This is a genomic window from Amycolatopsis sp. NPDC043885 (genome assembly GCF_056435685.1).
The window spans coordinates 367,671-387,729 of record NZ_JBWKEA010000006.1 but is presented as its reverse complement, the minus strand read 5'-3'; the positions used below and the strand labels follow the sequence as shown (position 1 = coordinate 387,729).

Genomic DNA, 20,059 nt, shown 5'->3' with positions numbered 1-20,059 from the left:
CCTCTCAAGCCCGTGAGGTTTTGCTTTCGTTCGATCGGTGGCTTGCTGTTCCACGGGGGGCGAGGGAAAGAAAAAACTTCAAAGGCCGGGGGGGGGGGGGGGGGGGTTTTGGGGGGGAAACCCCAAACCCCCCCCCACGACCCGCCGGACCGAAGGCTCCCACCACGCGATCCTCAGGACGGCACGCGCATGCCCCAATACATCCTCCGACGTCTACTTCAACTCATCCCGGTCTTCTTCGGCACGACGTTCCTCATCTACGCCCTCGTGTGGGCGGTGCCCGGTGACCCGTTCGCCGGTAAATGCGGTCAGGTCGCCTGCCCGCCCGCCTACATCGAGATGATGACCGAGAAGTTCAATCTCGACGATTCGATCTTCGTCCAGTACTTCAAATACCTCGGCAACCTGTTCAGCGGCGACTGGGGCGAGACCTTCAACGGCGTCTCGGTCGGCGAACTGATCGGGAACGCCTATCCGGTGACGGTCCGGCTCGCCCTCATCGCGGTGGCCATCGAAGCGATCATCGGCCTGTCCGCGGGTATCCTGACCGGCCTGCGCGGCAAGGGTTTCCTCGACAACCTCGTGCTGATGTCCACCACGTTCCTGATCTCGATCCCGGTGTTCGTCACCGCGATCGTGCTCCAGATCGTCCTCGGTTCGGAACTGGGCATCATCGACGCGAGCGTGTCCGAGGACGCCACGATCGGCGAGCTGATCGTGCCCGGAATCGCGCTCGGCAGTCTCTCCATGGCCTATATAGCCCGGTTGACCAGAACGAGCATCGCGGAGAACCGGCACGCCGACTACGTCCGCACGGCCGTCGCGAAGGGGCAGCCGCGCAGCCGGGTCGTCGGCGTGCACCTGCTCCGGAACTCGGTGATCCCGGTGCTGACCTTCATCGGCACCGACATCGGCGCGCTCATGGGCGGGGCCATCGTCACCGAAGGCGTGTTCAACATCAACGGCATCGGCGGGCTCATCTTCCGCGGTATCCAGAACCGGGAGGGCGCCACCGTCACCGGCGTCGTCGTCCTGCTGGTGATGGTCTATCTGCTGGTGAGTCTCATCGTCGACCTGCTCTACGCCGTTCTCGACCCGAGGATCCGTTATGACTGACCCCAATGTGGCCGGCGGGGTGTCCTCTGTGGACGTCGCCGGTGCCGGTGTCGCCGACGATTCCGCGGAGGCGCACAAACCGCGCAGCCTCGGCGGCGACGCCTGGCGGATGTTGCGCAAGCGGCCGTCGTTCATCATCTCCGCCGTCATCATCACGCTCGTCGTGCTCATCGCGATCGTGCCCGACCTGTTCAGTTCCCGGCCCGCCGGGTTCAGCGATCTGCTCCACGCCAACGAAGGGCCGTCCGCGGACGCCTGGTTCGGTTACGACAACCAGGGTTACGACGTCTACGCGCGGACCATCCACGGCGCGCGGGCGTCGCTGCTGGTCGGTGTCTTCGCGACGGTGCTGACGATCCTGATCGGCTCGGTGGTGGGGATCATCGCCGGGTACTACGGCCGTCTCGTCGACAGCCTGTTCTCGCGGGTGGGCGACATCTTCGCGGCGCTGCCGTTCGTGCTCGGCGCGATCGTCATCCTGACCACGTTCAACGCGCCCGGCTCGAACCCCGGGGTCGTCACCATCATCGTGCAGGTGGTCGTGTCGATCGCCGCGTTGAGCTGGCCGGTGGCGATGCGCATCATGCGGTCGGCGACGCTGGTGGCCAAACAACTCGACTACGTCAAAGCCGCGCGCGGACTCGGGGCGAGCACACCGCGCATCGTGTTCCGGCATCTGCTGCCGAACACGGTCGCGCCGGTGCTGGTCTACGGGACCATCGCGCTCGGCGCGTTCATCGGCGCGGAAGCGACGCTCGCGTATCTCGGCGTCGGTGTGCGGCCGCCGGTCGTCTCGTGGGGTGTGATGATCAGCGACGCGCGGGACTACTTCCGGGTGAATCCGCACATGTTGTTGTTCCCCGCGGGGTTCGTGACCATCACCGTGCTCGCGTTCGTCATGCTCGGTGACGGTATCCGCGACGCGCTCGACCCGAAGGCCCGGTGATCGTCCGTGACCGACGAACTGCTGCTGGAGGTGGAAGACCTCCATGTCGAATTCCGCACGTCCGATGGCGTCGCGACCGTGCTCAACGGCGTCGACTACTCCGTGCACGCCGGGGAAACCCTTGCCGTGCTGGGAGAATCGGGCTCCGGGAAGAGTGTGACCGCGCAGACGGTGATGGGCATCCTCGACAGCCCGCCCGCCGTCGTCACCGGCGGCGCGGTCCGTTACCGCGGCGAGGATCTGCTCACCGCCACCGAAGAGCGGCGGCGTGAGGTGCGGGGCGGGGAGATCGCGATGATCTTCCAGGACGCGCTGTCGGCGCTGAACCCCGTGTTCACCGTGGGATTCCAGATCGAGGAACAGCTGCGCGTCCGGCTCGGGATGTCCAAAAAGGACGCGCGGAAACGGGCGATCGAACTGCTCGACACCGTGCGCATCCCCGCCGCCGCCCGCCGGGTCCGCGAGTATCCGCACCAGTTCTCGGGCGGGATGCGGCAGCGGGCGATGATCGCCATGTCGCTCGCGCTCGACCCGGATCTCCTGATCGCGGACGAGCCGACGACCGCGCTCGACGTCACCGTGCAGGCCCAGATCATGGACCTGCTGGCGGAGATCCAGGCCGAACGGCGGATGGGGCTGATCCTGATCACCCACGATCTGGCGGTGGTCGCCGAGGTCGCCGACCGGATCGCCGTGATGTACGCCGGCCGGATCGTCGAACAGGCCGACGTCGCCGAATTGTTCCGCTCGCCGGGGCATCCCTACACCGAGGCGCTGATGGCCTCGCTGCCGCGGCTCGACCTCAAAGGACAGACGCTGGAGACCATCAAGGGCCTGCCGCCGAGCCTGCTGAACGTCCCGCCCGGATGCCCGTTCCATCCGCGCTGCCCGCGGGCGGAAAGCCGGTGCGAGACCGAACGGCCGGCCCTGCACAGCCTCGGCTTCGGCCGGGTCAGCGCCTGCCACTTCGCCGACGAGGTGGTGGGCGACCGTGTCTGAGCCCATTCTGCGCGTCGAAAACCTGGTGAAGTACTTCCCGGTACGGGCCGGGATCCTCTTCAAACGCACCATCGGGCACGTGAAGGCCGTCGACGGCGTCTCCTTCGACCTCATGCCGGGCGAAACGCTCGGTGTGGTGGGGGAATCCGGTTGCGGCAAGTCCACTTTGGCCCAGGTGCTGATGCGGCTGGAAGAACCCACAGGCGGGCTCGCGACCTTCGAAGGCCGCGACATCTTCGCGTTGCGGGGAGCCGAACTGAGGAGGCTGCGGCGCGAGATCCAGATCGTGCTGCAGGATCCGTACACCTCGCTGAACCCGAGGATGACGGTCGGCGACATCATCGGCGAACCCTTCGAAATCCACACCGACGTGGCGCCGAAGGGGTCGCGGGCCGCGAAGGTGCGGGAGCTGCTCGACGTCGTCGGGCTGAATCCGGAGCACATCAACCGCTATCCGCATCAATTCTCCGGCGGCCAGCGTCAGCGCATCGGCATCGCGCGGGCACTGGCGTTGCGGCCGAAGGTGATCATCTGCGACGAACCGGTTTCCGCGCTCGACGTTTCGATTCAGGCGCAGGTGATGAATCTGCTCGGTGATCTGCAGAACGAATTCGGCCTTTCCTATGTGTTCATCGCACACGATCTGTCGGTTGTCCGTCACCTTTCCACGCGCGTGGCGGTGATGTATCTCGGCAAGATCGTGGAAATGGGGACCGAAGAGGAGATCTACGAGCGTCCTTCGCATCCGTACACGCAGGCGCTGCTGTCCGCGGTGCCGGTCGCGGATCCGGCGTTGCGTGGCCAGCGGCAGGTGATCCGGCTGGAAGGCGACGTGCCGAGCCCGCTGGATCCGCCGTCGGGCTGCCGGTTCCGCACGCGGTGCTGGAAGGCGCAGGACATTTGCGCCGATCAGGAACCCGAATTGATCACCCGGTCCGGCGGGCATTTGTCCGCCTGTCATTTCGCGGAGGAGAAAACCGTCGTCCCCTGACTTTCGTAGGGACTTCGTTGATACGTGGGGATCGCTCACGTAGTTTGCACGAATAGTTTTCTTCAGGAGGCAGGAAGTGAAAAAGCCCAGATCTCTCGTGGTCGCGCTAGCGGTACCGCTGTTCGGCGCGATCGTCGCTGCTCCGGTGGCATCAGCGCAACCGGCGCTTTCCGGCGCCGCGACGGAATTCTCCGTCCTGGCCCGTGAAGGCCAAAGTATCGCTTCGGCGGAAAGGGCGGTCCGCGCCGCCGGGGGCACCGTCGTGGCGAGCAACGCCGCGGTCGGCCTGATCACCGCGACCGCGCCCGCCAACGGGTTCGCCGAGCGGGTCTCCGCGGACCGGTCGGTTTTCGGCGCGGCCAAGGCGAAGCCGATCGGCACCGCGCCGAAGAACGGCAAGGCGAAGGTCAAGCCGGGTGTCGTCGAGAAGGAGGGCCGTGGCGCCGCGTCGGCCAAGAAGCCCGCGCAGGCGAACGCCGTCGGCATGGACCCGCTCGACGACCAGTTGTGGGGACTCAAGTCGGTCCGGTCGGACCTCTCGCGCACCAAGCAGCCGGGTGACAAGCGGGTGAAGGTCGGTGTCATCGACACCGGCGTCGACGGGAGCCACCCGGACATCGCGCCGAACTTCGACCGCGCGGCGTCGCGGAACTTCACGAAGGACATCGTCTCGGACGTCAACGGCGCCGTCGTCGACGGACCGTGTGAATTCCGCAGCTGCGTCGACCCGGTTGACCACGACGACAACGGGCACGGCACGCACGTCGCCGGCACCATCGGCGCCGCCGCGAACGGTTTCGGTGTCTCGGGTGTCGCGCCGAACGTGACGCTGGTGAACATCCGCGCCGGTCAGGACTCGGGCTTCTTCTTCCTGCAGTCGACCGTGGACGCGATCACCTACGCCGGCGACGCCGGGGTGGACGTCGTGAACATGAGCTTCTTCACGGACCCCTGGCTGTACAACTGCACCGCGAACCCCGCGGACACGCCCGCGCAGCAGGCCGAGCAGCGCACCATCATCGAGGCGACGACCCGTGCGCTGAACTACGCGCACCGCAAGGGCGTCACCCAGGTCGTCTCGCTGGGCAACCAGCACAGCGACCTCGCCACCCCGCAGCCGGACGCGTCGAGCCCGGGCTACCCGTCGAACAGCACGCACCCGCGGCAGATCGACAACGCGAGCTGCCTCTCGATGCCCATCGAGGGCCCTCACACGATCGGTGTCTCCTCCTTCGGTCCTTCGCAGGCGAAGGCGGACTACTCGAACTACGGCGTCGAGCAGATCTCGGTGTCCGCGCCCGGCGGATACTTCCGTGACTACTACGGCACCCCGTGGTTCCGCACGGTCGAGAACCAGATCCTCTCGACGTACCCGCGCAACGTCGGTGTCGCGGAAGGCATGATCGACGCGGCCGGGAACGTCACTCCCGACGGTGTCGCCGCCGGCATCAAGAAGGAGACCGCCGCAGACGGCCGCGTCGGCTACTACCAGTGGCTGCAGGGCACGTCGATGGCGTCGCCGCACGCGAGCGGTGTCGCCGCGCTCATCGTTTCGCAGTACGGCAAGGGTTCGCGCGACTTCGGGATGAACCCGGACGCGGTGCAGCGGGTGCTCGAAGGCACGGCTTCGGACATCGCCTGCCCGGTGCCGCGGACCGTCGACTACCTGAAGGAAGGCCGGGACGCGTCGTTCACCGCGACCTGCACCGGTGACGCTTCGTTCAACGGCTTCTACGGCCACGGTGCCGTCGACGCCTGGTCGGCCGTCACGCGGGGTTCGCAGTACCTGCGGGGCTGACCCTTCGGTTCCTTGGAGTGCTATGAAAGGTCCTTTCCTTGCAAAATTTGCAAGGAAAGGACCTTTCATAGCATGCGCGGGTCAGGCGGCTCGGTCGGTGTGCGCCACAGTGACATCGGGTCTCGGACGCCGTGCCGCTGCGTCGGCCGCGGCACGGAGTTCGGCGATGACCTTCTCCGGTTCGTCGCGAATCCGAGACGGCAAGGTCTGGACGACGACGATCCCCGCGGCCGCGTAACGATTGTTGCGGTGGAGGGTCTTTCGATAAGCGTCCCTGCCGAAGTGGAAGGCATACGAATCGATCTCCCATGCCATGCCAAGCTCGTCGCACCATGAATCGGGCTTGCCGATGTAGTTGCCGAAGGCATCATAGATCTTGACGTTCCGCTCGGCAGGCGGCAGTCCCGCTTTCTCCCAGAGCGCCAGCGATGCTGCTTCGGGGACCGACTTGACGTCGGCGGCGAGCTCTCGGAGCACGGCACGAGGAAGGGCTGTTCCGCGTCTGCTGCCGGACTCGAGTTCGGCGCACAACTCGTCCACTGTGCAGAGGCCCGCCTCGATGGCTTCGATGAGCAGAGCCCGAACCGGTTCGAGGTCCCGAATGCGCCTCACACCATCCAAGACCGCTCGAGCCGGTGCTGCCAGCGGGACCCCTTCGATCACCCGACGTTCCGGCATCGAGATCGTTCGTTCGATGATCGCGAACTTGACGCTTCGTACCTTGCGCTGTTGGGGAATGAGTACATGGACGGTCCCATGGGGGCCGGACTGTCGTAGGCCGTATCGTCGCGTGGCTTCGAAGCCGGTGACGACGCCCCGGGAGTCAGTGAGCATCAGCGCGGCTTCCACTCGTTGCCGTGCGGTTGGTTGTTCCTTCGAGAGAAGGACGATGCCTGGTAGCAGGTGAGTCCACCTTCCACCAGGCTGGCATCTTCGATACGACGTGCTTTGCGTGACCCCGAGTTTCTCCAGGGTCGCCACACGGATGACGCCGTGCCGACTGTGTTGGCGTAGGTATGAATCCGTTAGCGGAGCTCTAGATAGGTACATTCCGACACAATGACCAGCAGGTCCGACAGGATTCGATCCCGGAGTGCCATGAAAGGTCCTTTCCTTGCAAAATTTGCAAGGAAAGGACCTTTCATGGCACTGGCAGACAGGGGTCGCGGTAGGAGTGGGGGCTACTTCCCCGACGCGTTCTTGATGAACTTCGCCAGGTCCTTTGCCTGCCGCACCCGCGACTCCTCGTGCACGTACATCATGTGCCCGGCCGGGTAGTACGCCGTGTCGATGTTCTCCCGCAACTCCTCGGGAATCTGCAGGCGCGCCAGCACATGCTCCGAAGCGAAGTACGGTGTCGCGCCATCGTAGTGGCCGAAGGCGACGTGCACCTGAAGGTGCGGGTTCGCCCGCATCGCCGACGCGAGTGAGTCCACAGAGGACACAGAGCGGCCCTCGAAGTCCGAGTACGACCAGGCCTTGAAGACGTCCGTCGACAAGACCTCGTACGGCAGGTCGTTCTCGTAGCCGAGTTCGGCCCGTACGTAGTGGTTGAGCCCGCCCGTGTAGGCGCCGATGATCCGCGAGATCGACGGGTCGTCGCTCATGTGCTCGCGGCCGCCGTCGGGCTCCCAGGTGGTGAACCGGCCGTCCATCCGGCCGACGACGAGACCCTTGTCCCGCAACAGCTCGGTGAAGTACCGGACGTGCTCGATCCGCAGGTTGACCCGGTCCACATAGGACTCGCTCAGTCCGGTCAGTGAAGCGAGCGTCGCTACCGCGTCGGCACGGTCCTGCGTGGACAGTCGCGCGCCGCGCGCCAGAGCCCAGGGGAGTTCCTTGGCCGCGAAGTCCTCGGCGTCGGCGAGGACGTCGTCGAGCGGCTGGTCGCCGTGGAGGCCGTGGTAGTGCGCGATCGCCGCGTACGTCGGCACGTAGAGCGAGTACGGCAGGTCGTTGCCCTCGGTGAACCGCAGCGTGCCCAGGTCCAGCACGGACGAGATCAACAGCAGCCCGTTCAGGTACATGCCGTGGCGTTCCTGCAGATGCGACGCCAGCCCGGCCGCGCGGAGCGTGCCGTAGGACTCGCCCGCCAGGAACTTCGGCGAGAGCCAGCGCTGTTTGCGCGAGACCCACAGCCGGATGACCTCGCCGATGGACTCGATGTCGGCGGTGTACCCGTGGTACTCCTTGGCGGCCTCGCCGTCCACGGCGCGCGAATAGCCGGTCGACACCGGGTCGATGAACACCAGGTCGCTGTGCGCCAGCAGGGTTTCCTGGTTGTCGGTCAGCCCGTAGGGCGGCGCGACCGGGTCGTCGACATCGCCCGAAAGCACCCGGCGCGGGCCGAGCAGGCCCATGTGCAGCCAGACGCTCGCCGAGCCGGGCCCGCCGTTGAACGCGAACGTGACCGGGCGCGAGCCGGGCTCCGCGTCGTCGAGCGTGTAGGAGGTCACGAACACCTCGGCCTTGGCCTTGTAGCCCTCGGACTTGCCGTCGGTGATGACCTCCTTCCGCAGCACGATCCGCCCGGTTTGGGCGGTGTAGGCGAGCTTCTTGCGCTTGAGCGTGAGCGTGTGCTTCGTGGTGACCAGGTCGTCGGTCGGCTCGACCTTGGTTTCCACCGACGGGGTGTCCTTCTCGTCGGTGGCCTTTTCATCGGGATTGGTGTCCGGCATGTCCCCAACCTACTGGCAGTCTGTAGGAGTGGACATCGTCACGGCGCATGATCGCCCGAGTACGCCCCAGGAGGCGATCGGGATCCAGGAAACCCTGCGTGGCCTGGTCGAACTCGAAGATCGCTGTCCACAAGAGATCGTCACGGTCACCGGGCTGGACGTCGCCTACGACGAGGACGGCGGCCTGATCGCGGCCGCCGCGGTCACCCTCGAAATCGACGGATTCCGCGTCGTGGAGAAGCGAACCGTCGTTTCCCGGATCGCGTTCCCCTACGAACCGGGCCTTTTCGCGTTCCGCGAGCTGCCCCCGCTGCTCGACGTCCTCCGCGCGCTCGACCACGTCCCGGATCTGCTGATTTGCGACGGCCACGGCCTGGCCCACCCACGCCGGTTCGGGCTCGCTTGCCACGTCGGCGTCGTGACGGGCCTGCCGTCCGTCGGTGTCGGCAAGACCCGGTTCGTCGGCGAGCACGACGAACCGGGGGCCGAACGCGGCTCGCGGACGCCCTTGCTGGATGACGGCGACGTCGTCGGCGCGGTCCTGCGCACCCAAGACGGCGTGAAGCCTCTCTATGTCTCCGTCGGCCACAAGATCTCGCTGGACAACGCGTGCCGCCAGGTGCTGCGGCTGTGTCGAGCGTTCCGTCAGCCGGAGACCACCCGGCAAGCCGACCGTCTCGCCCGGGACGCGCTGAAAGAGGCGTTATGAGGTTCCGCTCGCTCGCCGAACTCGACGCCGAGGTCGTCGGCTGCCGCGCCTGCCCGCGGCTGGTCGCGTGGCGTGAGGAGATCGCCGTGGTCAAGCGCGCGGCCTTCGCCGGAGAGACCTACTGGGCCCGGCCGGTGCCCGGCTTCGGCCCGCCGGACGCGTCGCTGGCGATCGTCGGCCTCGCCCCTTCGGCGCACGGCGCGAACCGGACCGGCCGCCTGTTCACCGGCGACCCGTCCGGTGACGTTCTCTTCAAGGCGCTTCACCGGGTCGGGGTCGCGTCGCAGCCGACGTCGACCCGTATAGGTGACGGCCTCGAGCTCCGAGGGACCCGGATGGTCTCCCCGGTGAGATGCGCGCCACCCGCCAACAAGCCCACACCTGAGGAACGGGAAACCTGCCGATCGTGGCTCGCGGCGGAGCTCGAGTTGCTGAAACCGACACTGAAGGCCGTCGTGGTGCTCGGCGCGTTCGGCTGGCAGGCGCTGCTGCCGGTGCTCGCGGAGGTGGGCTGGCCGGTGCCCGCGCCACGCCCGAAGTTCGGCCACGGAGCCGAACTGGAACTCGGCGACCTGCGCCTTTTCGGCTGTTATCACGTGTCGCAGCGCAATGTCCAGACCGGCCGCCTGACCCTTGACATGGTGTGCGACGTCCTGGCCTCCGCGACCTCGGCGGCCGGCCTGAACTGAATCGGTGCGGAAACCGTGGCGACGCTGGTCACAGCCGGATGGGGTCTCCGAGCGATCTCAGCTGATGGGTGCGACTATAGAAATATGGCTGGTGTTAAGTCGGAACCGACACGGATCCTCGTCCTTGGTGGTGGGTACGTCGGGCTCTACACGGCGTACGGGCTCCAGAAGATGCTCCGGGCCAACGAAGCGTCCGTGACGGTCGTTGATCCGCAGCCGCACATGACCTATGCCCCCTTCCTGCCCGAGGCGGCGGCCGGTGCGATCGAACCGCGGCACGTGGTCGTGCCGCTGAGGCGCGTGCTCAAGCGCTGCCACGTGCTCACCGCGCGCGTGACGAAGATCGAGCACGAGCGCAAGGCCGTGACGGTCGAGGCCGCCGACGGGCACGTCGAGCAGCTGAACTACGACGTCCTCGTGGTCGCTCTCGGTGCCGTCGCGCGCATCCTGCCGATCCCGGGCCTGGTCGAGGAGGGCATCGCCTTCAAGACCATCGGCGAGGCGATCTACCTGCGCAACCACGTCATGACGAAGCTGGACGAGGCCGCCAGCACGCTCGATCCCGAGCAGCGCAAGCGCCTGCTGACGTTCACCGTCGTCGGCGGCGGGTTCGCCGGTATCGAGGCGCTCGCCGAACTCGAGGACATGACCCGGTTCGCGGTGGAGAACTACTATCCGAACCTCAAGGTCGAGGACATCCGCTGGGTGCTCGTCGAGGCGGCCGGGCGGATCCTCCCCGAGGTGCGCGAGACGCTCGGCGTGTACACCGCCGAACAGCTCGAAAAGCGCGGTATCGAAGTCTATTTGTCGACAGCGGCGAAGTCGTTCGAGAACGGCCACGTCGTGCTCTCGGACGGCACCGAGTTCGACACCGACACGATCATCTGGACCGCCGGCGTGAAGGCGAACCCGGTGCTCGCCAGCTCGGACCTGCCGCTCGACAAGCGCGGCCGCGTCGAGGCCACCGCCGCGATGCAGGTCGTCGGGCACCCCGACGTCTGGACCGCCGGTGACAACGCCGCCGTGCCGGACCTCTCGCGTACCGAGCAGGACCCGACCGCGACCTGCCCGCCGAACGCGCAGCACGCAGTTCGCCAGGCGCGTCTGCTGGCGAAGAACATCATCAAGGTGATCCGCGGCGGCAAGCCGAAGGACTACTACCACAAGAACCTGGGTGCGGTGGCCAGCCTCGGCCTGCACAAGGGTGTCGCCGACGCGCTGAACCTGAAGATCAAGGGCTTCCCGGCCTGGCTCTTCCACCGTGCGTACCACCTCAAGGCGATGCCGACGTGGAACCGCAAGATCCGCATCCTGTTCGACTGGATGCTGGGTGGCCTGTTCCGGCGCGAGGTCATCTCGCTCGGCCAGATCAACAACCCGCGCGAGGAATTCGACCGGCTGTCGAAGTCCTGAGTTCGTAAGTCCGTGAAGGCCTCCTTCCCTACGCTCAAGTTAGGGAAGGAGGCCTTCACGGCGTTTAAGGTGTGCCGGTGCAGGCACTCCGGAAGTCCGTACCCTCCGTCCCGCTTGCCACCGGCCTGACTCCGGCCGAACTGGCGAAGCACGTTTTGGAGCGGATCGAGCGCGACAACGCGCGCTCCCGGAAGAGGCGTTTCCGCTGGCGCGCCGTGTCCATCAGGGTCTTCCTGCTCGCGCTGTCGGCGGCGTCCACGATCATCTTCGGTCTGCAGAACCTCAACGGCTGGACCGGTGTGGCGTTCGCCCTCGTGGCCGTGACGACCGTCGTCGGCGCGCTCGAGCCCTTCTTCGCCTGGCGCTCCTTGTGGGTCCTGATGGAAGAGGTCCAGTTCCGGCTCTACCGGCTGCGCGACGAGCTCAGCTTCTACATCGCGTCGACCCCGCCCGACCGGATCGATCCCCGGCTGATCAACGAGAAGTTCGAGGAGTACCAGGCCGTTTGGAACCAGGTCGGTCTTCGTTGGCTCGAATATCGGCGTACTGAAGCGGCGAACTGAAGGACATCGCCTAGGCTGTCTGTGCCCCGGTAGCCCAACTGGCAGAGGCAGTCGACTTAAAATCGACCCAGTGCGGGTTCGATCCCCGTCCGGGGCACCACCGGTTCCGCTCTGTGGGCGTCCTGGTCCGCGCGGACCGCCGCTGCCGACAATGACCCGCATGACCGGAACCGGCCTGACCGACGAAGCCGCCTACGACCGCGCTCGGCTCGCCCAGTGGCGCGCGGGGGAGGCGAGGGGTGGCGGGATGTCGCGGCGCGGCCTGCTTCGGCTGGCGGCCGGTGGGTCACTCGCGCTGACGGCGTTCGACACGTTTCCGGCCGGAACGGCGTCGGCGGCCACGCCGATCGTGAAACCCTTGCAGCCGGAGATCTTCGAGGTCTACGGCACCAACGCCGAGACGCGCTGGGAGGCGCTGAGCGGGCAGGGCTATCTGACGCCGGTCGAACGGTTCTTCGTGCGAAACCACACCGCCACACCGTCGATCGACGCCGGCACCTGGCGGCTGAAGCTCTTCGGGACCGGGCTGCGTGGAGGGCCGGTCGAGTTCAGCTACCGAGACTTGCTCGGGTTGCCCGCGGAGACGATCACTTCCGCGATCGAATGCGCGGGCAACGGACGGAGTTTCTTCAGCAGCCAGCAAGGGCAGGTGGTGTCCGGCACGGCGTGGAAGCTCGGCGCGATCGGGGTCGCGCGCTGGCGCGGTGTCCGGCTCTCCACCGTGCTGGCCAAGGCGGGATTGACGCGGCACGCGGTGGACGTCCTGCCGGAGGGACTGGACGCCGACTATGTCACCGGCGGGGTCAACCTGGGGAAGGTTCGCCGCCCGCTGCCGATCGCGAAGGCCTTGCAGGACGTTTTGCTGGCGTACGAGATGAACGGACGTCCGCTGCCGCCGGACCACGGCCATCCGGTGCGGCTCGTCGTGCCGTCCTGGGTAGGGATCTCGTCGATCAAATGGCTGGGGCGCATCGAAGTCTCGGACACGCCACTGGTGTCGCCATGGAACACGCAGTACTACCGGCTGCTCGGGCCGGACTATCCGGCCGATGGCACGGTCGTCACCCGACAGGTGGTCAAGAGCGCTTTCGAACTGCCCTGGAATGCCGAGTTCGTGGCGGGCGGCAGGCAGGTGCTGCGCGGCCGATCGTGGTCGGGAAACGGCCGGATCCGGCGCGTCGAGGTCGACACCGGTGCCGGTTGGCGGCAGGCGAAGTTCGTGGGCGCGGCGGCCGATCGAGGCTGGCAACGCTGGGAGATCCCTTGGCGCTCCGGCGTTCCCGGTACCCACACCTTGCGTGCGCGGGCCACGGACATCACCGGTGTCACCCAGCCGGAGGTCGCTCCGCACAACGCCCAGGGCTACCGGTTCGACGGGCGGGCCAGGTGCTCATCGCGAACTGAGCGCCATCCGGGCAAAGCCGGGATGTCAGGATACGAACCGTGACTTCGACCTACGTTTTCGTGCACGGTTCCAGCAGTGCCTCGTTCACCTGGGGCCCACTGCAACGTGAGCTCGCTTTGCTCGGCCACCGCACGCTGGCCGTCGACCTTCCCGGCCACGGCTTCGCCGCCGGTTTCCACGCCGCCTACCAGGCGCCGCAGGACCTCGAAGCGCTGGCCACGGCGCCGTCGAACCAGGCGGGTGCCACGCTGGCCGAGGCTGTCGAGCAGGTGGTGGACGTCGTGCGCAAGGTCGCCGAGCACGGGCCGGTCATCCTGGTCGGGCACAGCCGCGGCGGGGTCACGCTCACCGGCGTCGGCAACGCTGTCCCGGAACTGATCGACCGGATCGTCTACATCTCCGCGTGGTGCTGCGTCGACGCGACGGTGGGCGAGTACATGCAAGGACCCGAGTACGCGAGCAGCGCGCTCAATGACGTCGGCGGTGTCGTCGTCGCCGATCCCGCGACGCTCGGCGCGCTCCGGATGAACTGGCGCACCGCCGATCCCGCGCTGCTGGCCGGGTTGAAGACCGCGATGCTCGAAGACGGCACCGAGCAGGAGTTCTTCGCCTACCTCAACACCCTCGAGCCGGACGAGAGCCTCGACGCCGGGACCGAACTCGCCGACGCCGCCACGTGGGGCCGGATCCCGCGCACCTACATCAGGCTCACTGAGGACCGGTCGATGCCGCTCGCGCTGCAGGACCGGTTCATCGAGGAGGCGGACGCGCTCACCCCGGACAACCCGACCGACGTGCGATCGCTCGTGAGCAGCCACGTCCGGTTCCTCATCCACCCGCAGGAGGCCGCCGTAGTCCTCGCCGGCCTCGCGCGATGACGGACGCACAGTTCACCAAAGGACATCTGATCACCCTGTTGATCAGTTCCGCGATCGGCGTGGGATTCGGTGCCGGGTGGTGGTTCTTCGGCGCGTCCTCCGTCTCCGGCGGATCGACGCCGCTCGTCGTCGTGGGCGTCGCCGTGGTCCTGGGACTGGCAGGCCGGCTCGTCCTGACCGCCCGCCGGGGCACCGGGCTGCCCGCGGGCGGTGGCCGGGAGGAAAGCCCGTTCGGCAGGCGGTACGGGATCGCCGTGGTGCTCATGCTGGTGGGGATCTTCGCCGGGGCACGGGTGCTGTCGGCGGTCTTCGAAATTCCCGAAGCCGTGCCCGCGTGGGTGCTCTTCGTGGTCGGCCTGCACTTCGTGCCGTTCGCGAAATTGTTCGGTTCGCGGCGTTTCCTGGTGCTGAGTGCCGTGTTGTGCGGCGTCGCCGTGCTGGCCGCCGTGCTCGCGATCGCGGGCTGGGCGGCGGCCTGGCAGCTCGTGCCGGGCTTCGGCGGCGCGGTGGTCCTTTGGGTGACCGTCGTCGCCGGGTTGTTCGCTACGGACCGTCAGGGAGCGACAAGCCCGGCTTCGTAGGCGAAGATCGTCAGCTGGACCCGGTTGGCCGCGTCGAGTTTCGCGAAGATCCGGGTGATGTGGGTCTTCACCGTCGCTTCGCTCAGGTGCAGTGCCGCGCCGATTTCGGCGTTGGTCCCGCCCTGCGCGACGGCGGTGACGATCTCCCGCTCGCGTTCGGTCAGCGTGCTCAGTCCGGCTCGCGCCCGATGACGGCGAGGACTCGTCCTGGTCGCGACGAAGTGCCCGATGAGCTTCCGTGTCGTCCGCGGCGAAAGCATCGCCTCGCCCGCCGCGACCACCCGCACCGCGTCGATGATCTCCTGCGGTGAACCCTCTTTCAGCAGGAACCCGCTGGCGCCCGCGCCGAGCGCGTCGAAGACGTATTCGTCGAGGTCGTAAGTGGTCAAAACGAGAACCTTCGGCGGATTGGGCAGCGCGGTGACGGCGGCGGTCGCGGTGAGGCCGTTCATCCGCCGCATCCGGATGTCCATCAGCACGACGTCGGGCGCGTGCATGCTCACCTTCGGCACGGCTTCGTCCCCGTCGCCGGCTTCCGCGACGACCTGGATGTCGCCCGTGCTGGACAGGATCATCGACAAACCGGTTCGCACGAGCGGGTCGTCGTCGACGAGCAGCACTCGCAGTGGGCGCTGGTTCACCCGGACAGGTTAGTGGTGTCCCCACGGTAGCCAAGCCTGGACGGCGAATGTGCCCTCTTCGGTGGGGCCGGCGCTGACGTTCCCGCCGATCAGCGTGACCCGTTCGCCGATCCCGGTCAGTCCCGCGCCGGTACCTGGCGGCTTGCCCGCCGCCGCCGTCGCGGGCAGCGGATTGACGACCTCGACGGTGAGCCCGTTCCCGGGGCCTCCGCGAACCGAAACCTCGGCCGCCGCTCCCGGGGCGTGCTTCAGGATGTTGGTCATCGACTCCTGGACGATCCGATACGCGGTCGTGCCGAGCAAGGCCGGTGCGCCGCCCGCGTCGTCGAGCAGGATCGTCACGTTGACCCTCAATCCGGCCCGCCGCGCGTTGGCGACCAGCTCGGGAATGTCCGCCAGCGTCGGCTGCGGTGGCTCCGGATGGGATCCGTTCTCGCCGTTCTCGCCGAAACCCTGGCCATCGCGCAGGACGCCGATGACCTGCCGCAGATCTTCGAGCGATTGGCGGGCCGTCGTGCGGACGGTCTTCGCCGCTTCCGTCGTCGCGGGTCCCTTGCTGACCTCGAGCGCGCCGGCCTGCAGCGAAAGCAGGGAAAGCCGGTGCCCGAGGACGTCGTGCATCTCGCGCGCGATCCGGGTGCGTTCCGCGCGGCGGGTCATTTCGGCGCGGAGTTCCTCTTCCTTGGCCTCGCGGATCGCGATCGTGCCCTGCATCCCCCGGACGACCCCGACGGTGAGCGGTACGGCCGTCATCACGACGGCGACCGTCAGCGTCCCCATCACCTGCACCGCGGACAGCTGCTTTCCGACGATCTGCCCGGCGACGGTCACATCGGGATGGCGGTTGGCGTCGCCGAACAACGCCCACGCCGTCGCGATGTAGACCAGTACGGACCCGATCCACAGGAGACGGTCGCGGCGGTGCGCGGCCAAAGCGGCGAGGGCGACCAACGCGGCCAGCGCGTCGGAGCGGAAGCAAAGCGGCGGAACCAAGGCGATGCCGAGGACGAGTTCCGGCCATTTGTGCCGCCAGCAGAGCATGACCGCCCCCGCGATCCCGGTGAAGAAGCCGAGCGTGGACCACCACGTCGGGTCGAACTCTCTCGTCGCCGGAAGATAGCCCTGGGCGCTGAAGACGAAAATGCTGCTGATCACGCACGCCGCGACCGCCACCACGGTGAGCACCACACCGAGCACACGCCTTGCCATGCGCTGAGCGTACGCAAGCAGGCCAGGTCACCCACATCAGCGGAACCGATCCTTCGAAGCGCGCGAATTACGACTTTCGTCGTAACGGGTTCACGCGCCGAGGACGACGCGGCCGCCTCGCGATCGCTGGTTGTATGCCGCCTCGTTCATCCCGTTGGAAAGGAAATCCCCGTGACCCAGCAAACCCCCTACACGCCGGCCCCGCAAGCCCCCGCCAGCCCGATGCCTCCCCGCAACGGCATCGGCGTCACGGGCTTCGTCCTCGGCCTGGTGGGGCTGGTCTTCTCCCCGATCCCGTTCGTCGGCGTCATCGCGTGGCCGCTGGTGATCCTCGGCCTGATCTTCTCGATCATCGGGCTGATCCGCGTCAAGAACGGGAAGGCCTCCAACAAGGGGCTCTCCATCACCGGTATCGCCCTGTCCGCGCTCGGGCTCGTGGTCTGCGTGGTGTGGATCTTCGTGTTCAACGCGGCGGTCAACGAGGTCAACAACGAAATCAACCGCACCGCGAAGGTTTCCTACGAAGTCACCGGTGACGCCACGAACGTCGAGGTCATCTACGGCGAGGTCCTCAACCCAACCACCGAGACCGTTCCGGCGCTGCCGTGGAACAAGGAAGTCGAGAACAAGGGCGTCTACAAGGGCGGGACGCTCACGGTGACCACGGGCGAGACCGGTGGATCCGTCACCTGCAAGATCACCGTCGACGGCGCGGTCGTTTCGACCAAGACCGCTTCGGGCGAATTCGCCATGGCCGCCTGCACCGGAGTGTGACGGCCGGACCGTGAAAGGCCTCCTTCGCCATTCTCGGGGTGGCGAGGAGGCCTTCGCGCTTCCGGCATGATGCGCCCACGAACGTCACTGGATCGAAACCGTCACCGAACTGGCGAGGGACTTCGCCGCGAACGCCGCCGAGTTCGACGAAACGGCCGAGCTGCCCATCGCCAGCCTTCACGCCTTGCCCGCGACAGGGCGACGTTGCCCGCGGAGTTCGGCGGCGAGGACCTCAGCTATCGGAGCTACGGCGAGATCGTCCGTATTCTCAGCGCCGCCTGTTCGTCCACCGCGTGCGTCTGGGTGATGCACATCGGTGCCGCGGTCGGGCTGGCCCAGTTGTCCGCTCCCGACGTGGGGCGCTTCTATGCCGAAGAACTCATCGGCGGCAAGCGGTTCGCCAACGCGCTTTCGGAACCGAGCAGCGGCAACATGTTCCTGATGCCGCAGCAGAGCGCCGAGCCCGGCGACGGCGGATACCGGCTCACCGGCGCCAAGCGGTTCGTTTCCGGTTGTGATGCCGCCGACCATTTCCTGGTCAACGCGCTCGTCGGCGGCGAGCCCACGTTCTTCGGCGTCTCGCCGGACGACACGATGACCTTCGTGTCCATCTGGGACACGATGGGCCTGCGCGCCAGCCGAAGCCAGCTCGTCTCCTTCGAAGGGACCCTCCTGCGGGAGGACCGCAGGTGCCCGCCCTCGGCCGAGCGTCGCCCGAACCACATCGCGGCAGGCCTCGCGTTCCTGTCACTGGGGATCGCCGACGCGGTGGAGGAAGCTCTGGTCTCGCACGCCCGAAGCCACGTCATCCCCGCGACCGGGCAGCCACTCGCCGAAATGCAATGGCTCCAGTTCGAAGCCGCGGACGTCCACGCCCGTCTCGAAGCCGCGCGCGTGTACTCGCGGAACATGGCGTGGCTGGCGGACCGGAATTCACCGGAGTTCCTGCCCGCGACCATGACGGCGAAGGTGCTCGCGAACGACATCGCCCGCGAAGTCGCGCAGCTGGCGCTGAAAGCCGGTGGCGGTTCGGGCTTCCTGCGCACTTCGCCGATCCAGCGGCTGTTCCGGACACGCAGGTGGGCGGCCTGATGGCCTACTCGGCCGAAGTCCGCAGAGACCGGATCGGGAAGACGGTGCTCCTGCCGCAGGACTGACCTCGGATGGCCGGCCGGGTGACGTCAAGCCCGGCCGGTCCCGCCGAAGCGGGTCAGCAGCAGCCGCTGCCGCAGCAGTCGCAATCGCACCAGTCGTCGTTCCGCATGGTCATCCACCTCCTCCCTCGGGGTCGCAGCCGGGCGGGCACCAGGCGCCGGGAACCGGATCGGCGCAGTTCTCGCCGGACATCCCGGACAGCATGGAAGTGAGTTCGGCGCGCAGCTCGCCGAGCCGCGCCATCTCCGCCTCGATCTCGGCGAGATGGCGTTCCAGCATGGTTTCGGCGGGTTCGCACGGGCATACGCCGGTGTCACGCACGCTCAGCAGGTCACCGATCTCCGTCAGCATCAGCCCGAGCCGCTGGGTGCCGCGGATGAACCGCAACCTCTCGATGACGCCCTCGTCGTAGCGCCGGTGGGCACCGGTCGTCCGCGCGGGTGTGGGCAGAAGGCCGATGCGCTCGTAGTAACGCACGGTGTCCGGCCGCACGCCGGCGCGGGAGGTCACCTCGGACATGGTCAACGCCGTCAGCGCCTTCGTCGCTTCGGTTCGCATGATGCGAGGGTAGAACTTGGACTCGGCTCCAGAATCAAGTCCGGATTCCGATGGCGCTCACGAAGAGAAGACGACGGCCAGGCGCGTCCGCATCATTCGAGAGGGTGGAAACGGCGAGAGGACGGCACGGTGACTGACTTCCGGAACGTGATCAGGGACCTCACCACGGAGGGTGAACAGGTCGATGCCCTGGTGGCCGGCCTCGACGACGCGGGATGGGATCTGCCGACGCCCGCGACGGGCTGGTCGGTCAAACACCAGATCGCGCATCTCGCGTTCATCTTCAAGATCGCCGGGTTGTCCGCGGCCGAGCCCCGGGCCTTCGCCGAACTCGCGAAATCGTCGATGGCGCGCGGGTTCGACGCCGCCGTCAACGCGGCCCTCGACGACTACCTCGGCGACCCCAACGAGGTCCTGCTGAGCCGCTGGCGCGCCGAACGCGACGCCGGTATCAAGGCGCTCGCCGCGGTCCCGGCGGACCAGGTCGTCCCGTGGCTGGTCAACCCGCTGCCGCCGGCCATCCTCGCCTGCGCCGGGATGATGGAGCTGTTCGCGCACGGCCAGGACGTCGCGGACGCGCTGGGTGTGCGGCCGGAGCGGACGGACCGGCTCGCGTACCTCGTCGGCTTCGCGGTCCGGGTGCGGGACTTCGGCTACGAGGCGCGCGGCCTGACCCCGCCCGAGCAGGAGTTCCGGTTCGAGATCACCTCGCCGTCCGGGCAGTTGTGGACGTTCGGCCCCGAGGACTCGCCGGAGCGGATCACCGGGAGCGCGGAGGACTTCTGCCTCCTGGTCACGCGGCGCCGTCACCGCGACGATCTCGACGTCCGTGCCGAGGGCGCGCTGGCCGACCAGTGGCTGGACATCGCGCAGGCGTACCGCGGTCCGGCGGGCGAGGGGCGCTCGCCGGGACAGTTCGGCCGTTGAGAGTCCCGTCATTTCCGCGGTGATGGGGC

The 20,059-nt window shown here is 67.4% G+C and carries 20 protein-coding genes and 1 tRNA gene; 16 read left to right on the top strand and 5 right to left on the bottom strand.

What is annotated here, in order from left to right; genetic code table 11:
- Positions 1-189: 189 nt before the first annotated feature.
- The 5 genes from AC069I_RS21270 (at position 190) to AC069I_RS21250 (ending at position 5,850) form a co-directional block, all read left to right on the top strand.
- Positions 190-1,116, top strand: coding sequence for an ABC transporter permease (locus AC069I_RS21270; RefSeq protein ID WP_478226167.1), 927 nt, complete (start codon positions 190-192; stop codon positions 1,114-1,116).
- Positions 1,109-2,062: an ABC transporter permease gene (locus tag AC069I_RS21265; RefSeq protein ID WP_478234801.1), complete on the top strand. Its 954-nt coding sequence runs from the start codon at positions 1,109-1,111 to the stop codon at positions 2,060-2,062. The genes AC069I_RS21270 and AC069I_RS21265 overlap by 8 nt, the downstream gene beginning before the upstream one ends.
- 6 nt (positions 2,063-2,068) lie before the next feature.
- Complete coding sequence (locus AC069I_RS21260; RefSeq protein WP_478266238.1) at positions 2,069-3,061, top strand: ABC transporter ATP-binding protein; 993 nt, start codon at positions 2,069-2,071, stop codon at positions 3,059-3,061.
- Complete coding sequence (locus AC069I_RS21255; RefSeq protein WP_478226169.1) at positions 3,054-4,052, top strand: ABC transporter ATP-binding protein; 999 nt, start codon at positions 3,054-3,056, stop codon at positions 4,050-4,052. Before AC069I_RS21260 ends, AC069I_RS21255 begins: the two co-directional genes overlap by 8 nt.
- 76 nt (positions 4,053-4,128) lie before the next feature.
- The gene (locus tag AC069I_RS21250; protein WP_478266237.1) at positions 4,129-5,850 is read left to right on the top strand and encodes a S8 family serine peptidase; all 1,722 of its coding nucleotides are present in this window, start codon (positions 4,129-4,131) and stop codon (positions 5,848-5,850) included.
- 81 nt (positions 5,851-5,931) lie between these two features.
- Here the strand turns inward: AC069I_RS21250 and AC069I_RS21245 are convergent, their stop codons facing one another.
- Together AC069I_RS21245 and AC069I_RS21240 are read right to left on the bottom strand one after the other, a co-directional pair.
- Complete coding sequence (locus tag AC069I_RS21245; RefSeq protein WP_478266236.1) at positions 5,932-6,699, bottom strand: hypothetical protein; 768 nt, start codon at positions 6,697-6,699, stop codon at positions 5,932-5,934.
- Positions 6,700-7,031: 332 nt separating this feature from the next.
- The gene (locus tag AC069I_RS21240; RefSeq protein ID WP_478266235.1) at positions 7,032-8,528 is read right to left on the bottom strand and encodes a S10 family peptidase; all 1,497 of its coding nucleotides are present in this window, start codon (positions 8,526-8,528) and stop codon (positions 7,032-7,034) included.
- A gap of 28 nt (positions 8,529-8,556) precedes the next feature.
- Between AC069I_RS21240 and nfi the strand changes: the two genes are divergently transcribed.
- The 8 genes from nfi (at position 8,557) to AC069I_RS21200 (ending at position 14,766) form a co-directional block, all read left to right on the top strand.
- A complete protein-coding gene (gene nfi / locus AC069I_RS21235) occupies positions 8,557-9,237 on the top strand; it encodes a deoxyribonuclease V (RefSeq protein WP_478266234.1) in 681 nt (226 codons plus the stop codon).
- Entirely contained in the window at positions 9,234-9,926 is a 693-nt protein-coding gene (locus tag AC069I_RS21230; protein WP_340687047.1) for a uracil-DNA glycosylase, read from the top strand. Before nfi ends, AC069I_RS21230 begins: the two co-directional genes overlap by 4 nt.
- Before the next feature lie 84 nt (positions 9,927-10,010).
- Positions 10,011-11,339: an NAD(P)/FAD-dependent oxidoreductase gene (locus AC069I_RS21225; protein ID WP_478266242.1), complete on the top strand. Its 1,329-nt coding sequence runs from the start codon at positions 10,011-10,013 to the stop codon at positions 11,337-11,339.
- Between the two features lie 77 nt (positions 11,340-11,416).
- Positions 11,417-11,902: an SLATT domain-containing protein gene (locus AC069I_RS21220; RefSeq protein ID WP_478226175.1), complete on the top strand. Its 486-nt coding sequence runs from the start codon at positions 11,417-11,419 to the stop codon at positions 11,900-11,902.
- A gap of 23 nt (positions 11,903-11,925) precedes the next feature.
- A tRNA-Leu gene (locus tag AC069I_RS21215) sits at positions 11,926-12,002 on the top strand.
- 60 nt (positions 12,003-12,062) lie between these two features.
- The gene (locus AC069I_RS21210) at positions 12,063-13,349 is read left to right on the top strand and encodes a sulfite oxidase (RefSeq protein ID WP_478266233.1); all 1,287 of its coding nucleotides are present in this window, start codon (positions 12,063-12,065) and stop codon (positions 13,347-13,349) included.
- A complete protein-coding gene (locus tag AC069I_RS21205; RefSeq protein WP_478234772.1) occupies positions 13,346-14,185 on the top strand; it encodes an alpha/beta fold hydrolase in 840 nt (279 codons plus the stop codon). The genes AC069I_RS21210 and AC069I_RS21205 overlap by 4 nt, the downstream gene beginning before the upstream one ends.
- Positions 14,182-14,766, top strand: coding sequence for a DUF7010 family protein (locus AC069I_RS21200; RefSeq protein WP_478226199.1), 585 nt, complete (start codon positions 14,182-14,184; stop codon positions 14,764-14,766). Before AC069I_RS21205 ends, AC069I_RS21200 begins: the two co-directional genes overlap by 4 nt.
- Here AC069I_RS21200 and AC069I_RS21195 read toward each other — a convergent pair.
- Complete coding sequence (locus tag AC069I_RS21195) at positions 14,739-15,386, bottom strand: response regulator transcription factor (RefSeq protein WP_340688561.1); 648 nt, start codon at positions 15,384-15,386, stop codon at positions 14,739-14,741. The genes AC069I_RS21200 and AC069I_RS21195 overlap by 28 nt on opposite strands.
- Before the next feature lie 30 nt (positions 15,387-15,416).
- Positions 15,417-16,616, bottom strand: coding sequence for a sensor histidine kinase (locus AC069I_RS21190; protein WP_478266232.1), 1,200 nt, complete (start codon positions 16,614-16,616; stop codon positions 15,417-15,419).
- Between the two features lie 222 nt (positions 16,617-16,838).
- Here AC069I_RS21190 and AC069I_RS21185 point away from each other — a divergent pair, with 222 nt between their 5' ends.
- Positions 16,839-17,390 carry a DUF4190 domain-containing protein gene (locus AC069I_RS21185; protein WP_125674380.1) on the top strand — a complete coding sequence of 184 codons (552 nt, stop codon included), beginning with the start codon at positions 16,839-16,841 and terminating at the stop codon, positions 17,388-17,390.
- 204 nt (positions 17,391-17,594) lie between these two features.
- Entirely contained in the window at positions 17,595-18,482 is an 888-nt protein-coding gene (locus AC069I_RS21180) for an acyl-CoA dehydrogenase family protein (RefSeq protein ID WP_478266231.1), read from the top strand.
- A gap of 174 nt (positions 18,483-18,656) precedes the next feature.
- On the opposite strand, the gene AC069I_RS21175 is transcribed toward AC069I_RS21180, so the two are convergent.
- Positions 18,657-19,103: a MerR family DNA-binding protein gene (locus AC069I_RS21175; protein ID WP_478266230.1), complete on the bottom strand. Its 447-nt coding sequence runs from the start codon at positions 19,101-19,103 to the stop codon at positions 18,657-18,659.
- Between the two features lie 129 nt (positions 19,104-19,232).
- Here AC069I_RS21175 and AC069I_RS21170 point away from each other — a divergent pair, with 129 nt between their 5' ends.
- The gene (locus tag AC069I_RS21170) at positions 19,233-20,030 is read left to right on the top strand and encodes a TIGR03084 family metal-binding protein (RefSeq protein WP_126736495.1); all 798 of its coding nucleotides are present in this window, start codon (positions 19,233-19,235) and stop codon (positions 20,028-20,030) included.
- Positions 20,031-20,059 lie beyond the last annotated feature (29 nt).

Coding starts and splice junctions, on each gene's coding strand:
- AC069I_RS21265 (WP_478234801.1), top strand. CDS start 1,109: ATGACTGACCCCAATGTGGCCGGCGGGGTGTCCTCTGTGGACGTCGCC.
- AC069I_RS21210 (WP_478266233.1), top strand. CDS start 12,063: ATGACCGGAACCGGCCTGACCGACGAAGCCGCCTACGACCGCGCTCGG.
- AC069I_RS21185 (WP_125674380.1), top strand. CDS start 16,839: ATGCCTCCCCGCAACGGCATCGGCGTCACGGGCTTCGTCCTCGGCCTG.
- AC069I_RS21240 (WP_478266235.1), bottom strand. CDS start 8,528: ATGCCGGACACCAATCCCGATGAAAAGGCCACCGACGAGAAGGACACC.
- AC069I_RS21225 (WP_478266242.1), top strand. CDS start 10,011: ATGGCTGGTGTTAAGTCGGAACCGACACGGATCCTCGTCCTTGGTGGT.
- AC069I_RS21175 (WP_478266230.1), bottom strand. CDS start 19,103: ATGCGAACCGAAGCGACGAAGGCGCTGACGGCGTTGACCATGTCCGAG.
- AC069I_RS21230 (WP_340687047.1), top strand. CDS start 9,234: ATGAGGTTCCGCTCGCTCGCCGAACTCGACGCCGAGGTCGTCGGCTGC.
- AC069I_RS21190 (WP_478266232.1), bottom strand. CDS start 16,616: ATGGCAAGGCGTGTGCTCGGTGTGGTGCTCACCGTGGTGGCGGTCGCG.
- AC069I_RS21270 (WP_478226167.1), top strand. CDS start 190: ATGCCCCAATACATCCTCCGACGTCTACTTCAACTCATCCCGGTCTTC.
- AC069I_RS21200 (WP_478226199.1), top strand. CDS start 14,182: ATGACGGACGCACAGTTCACCAAAGGACATCTGATCACCCTGTTGATC.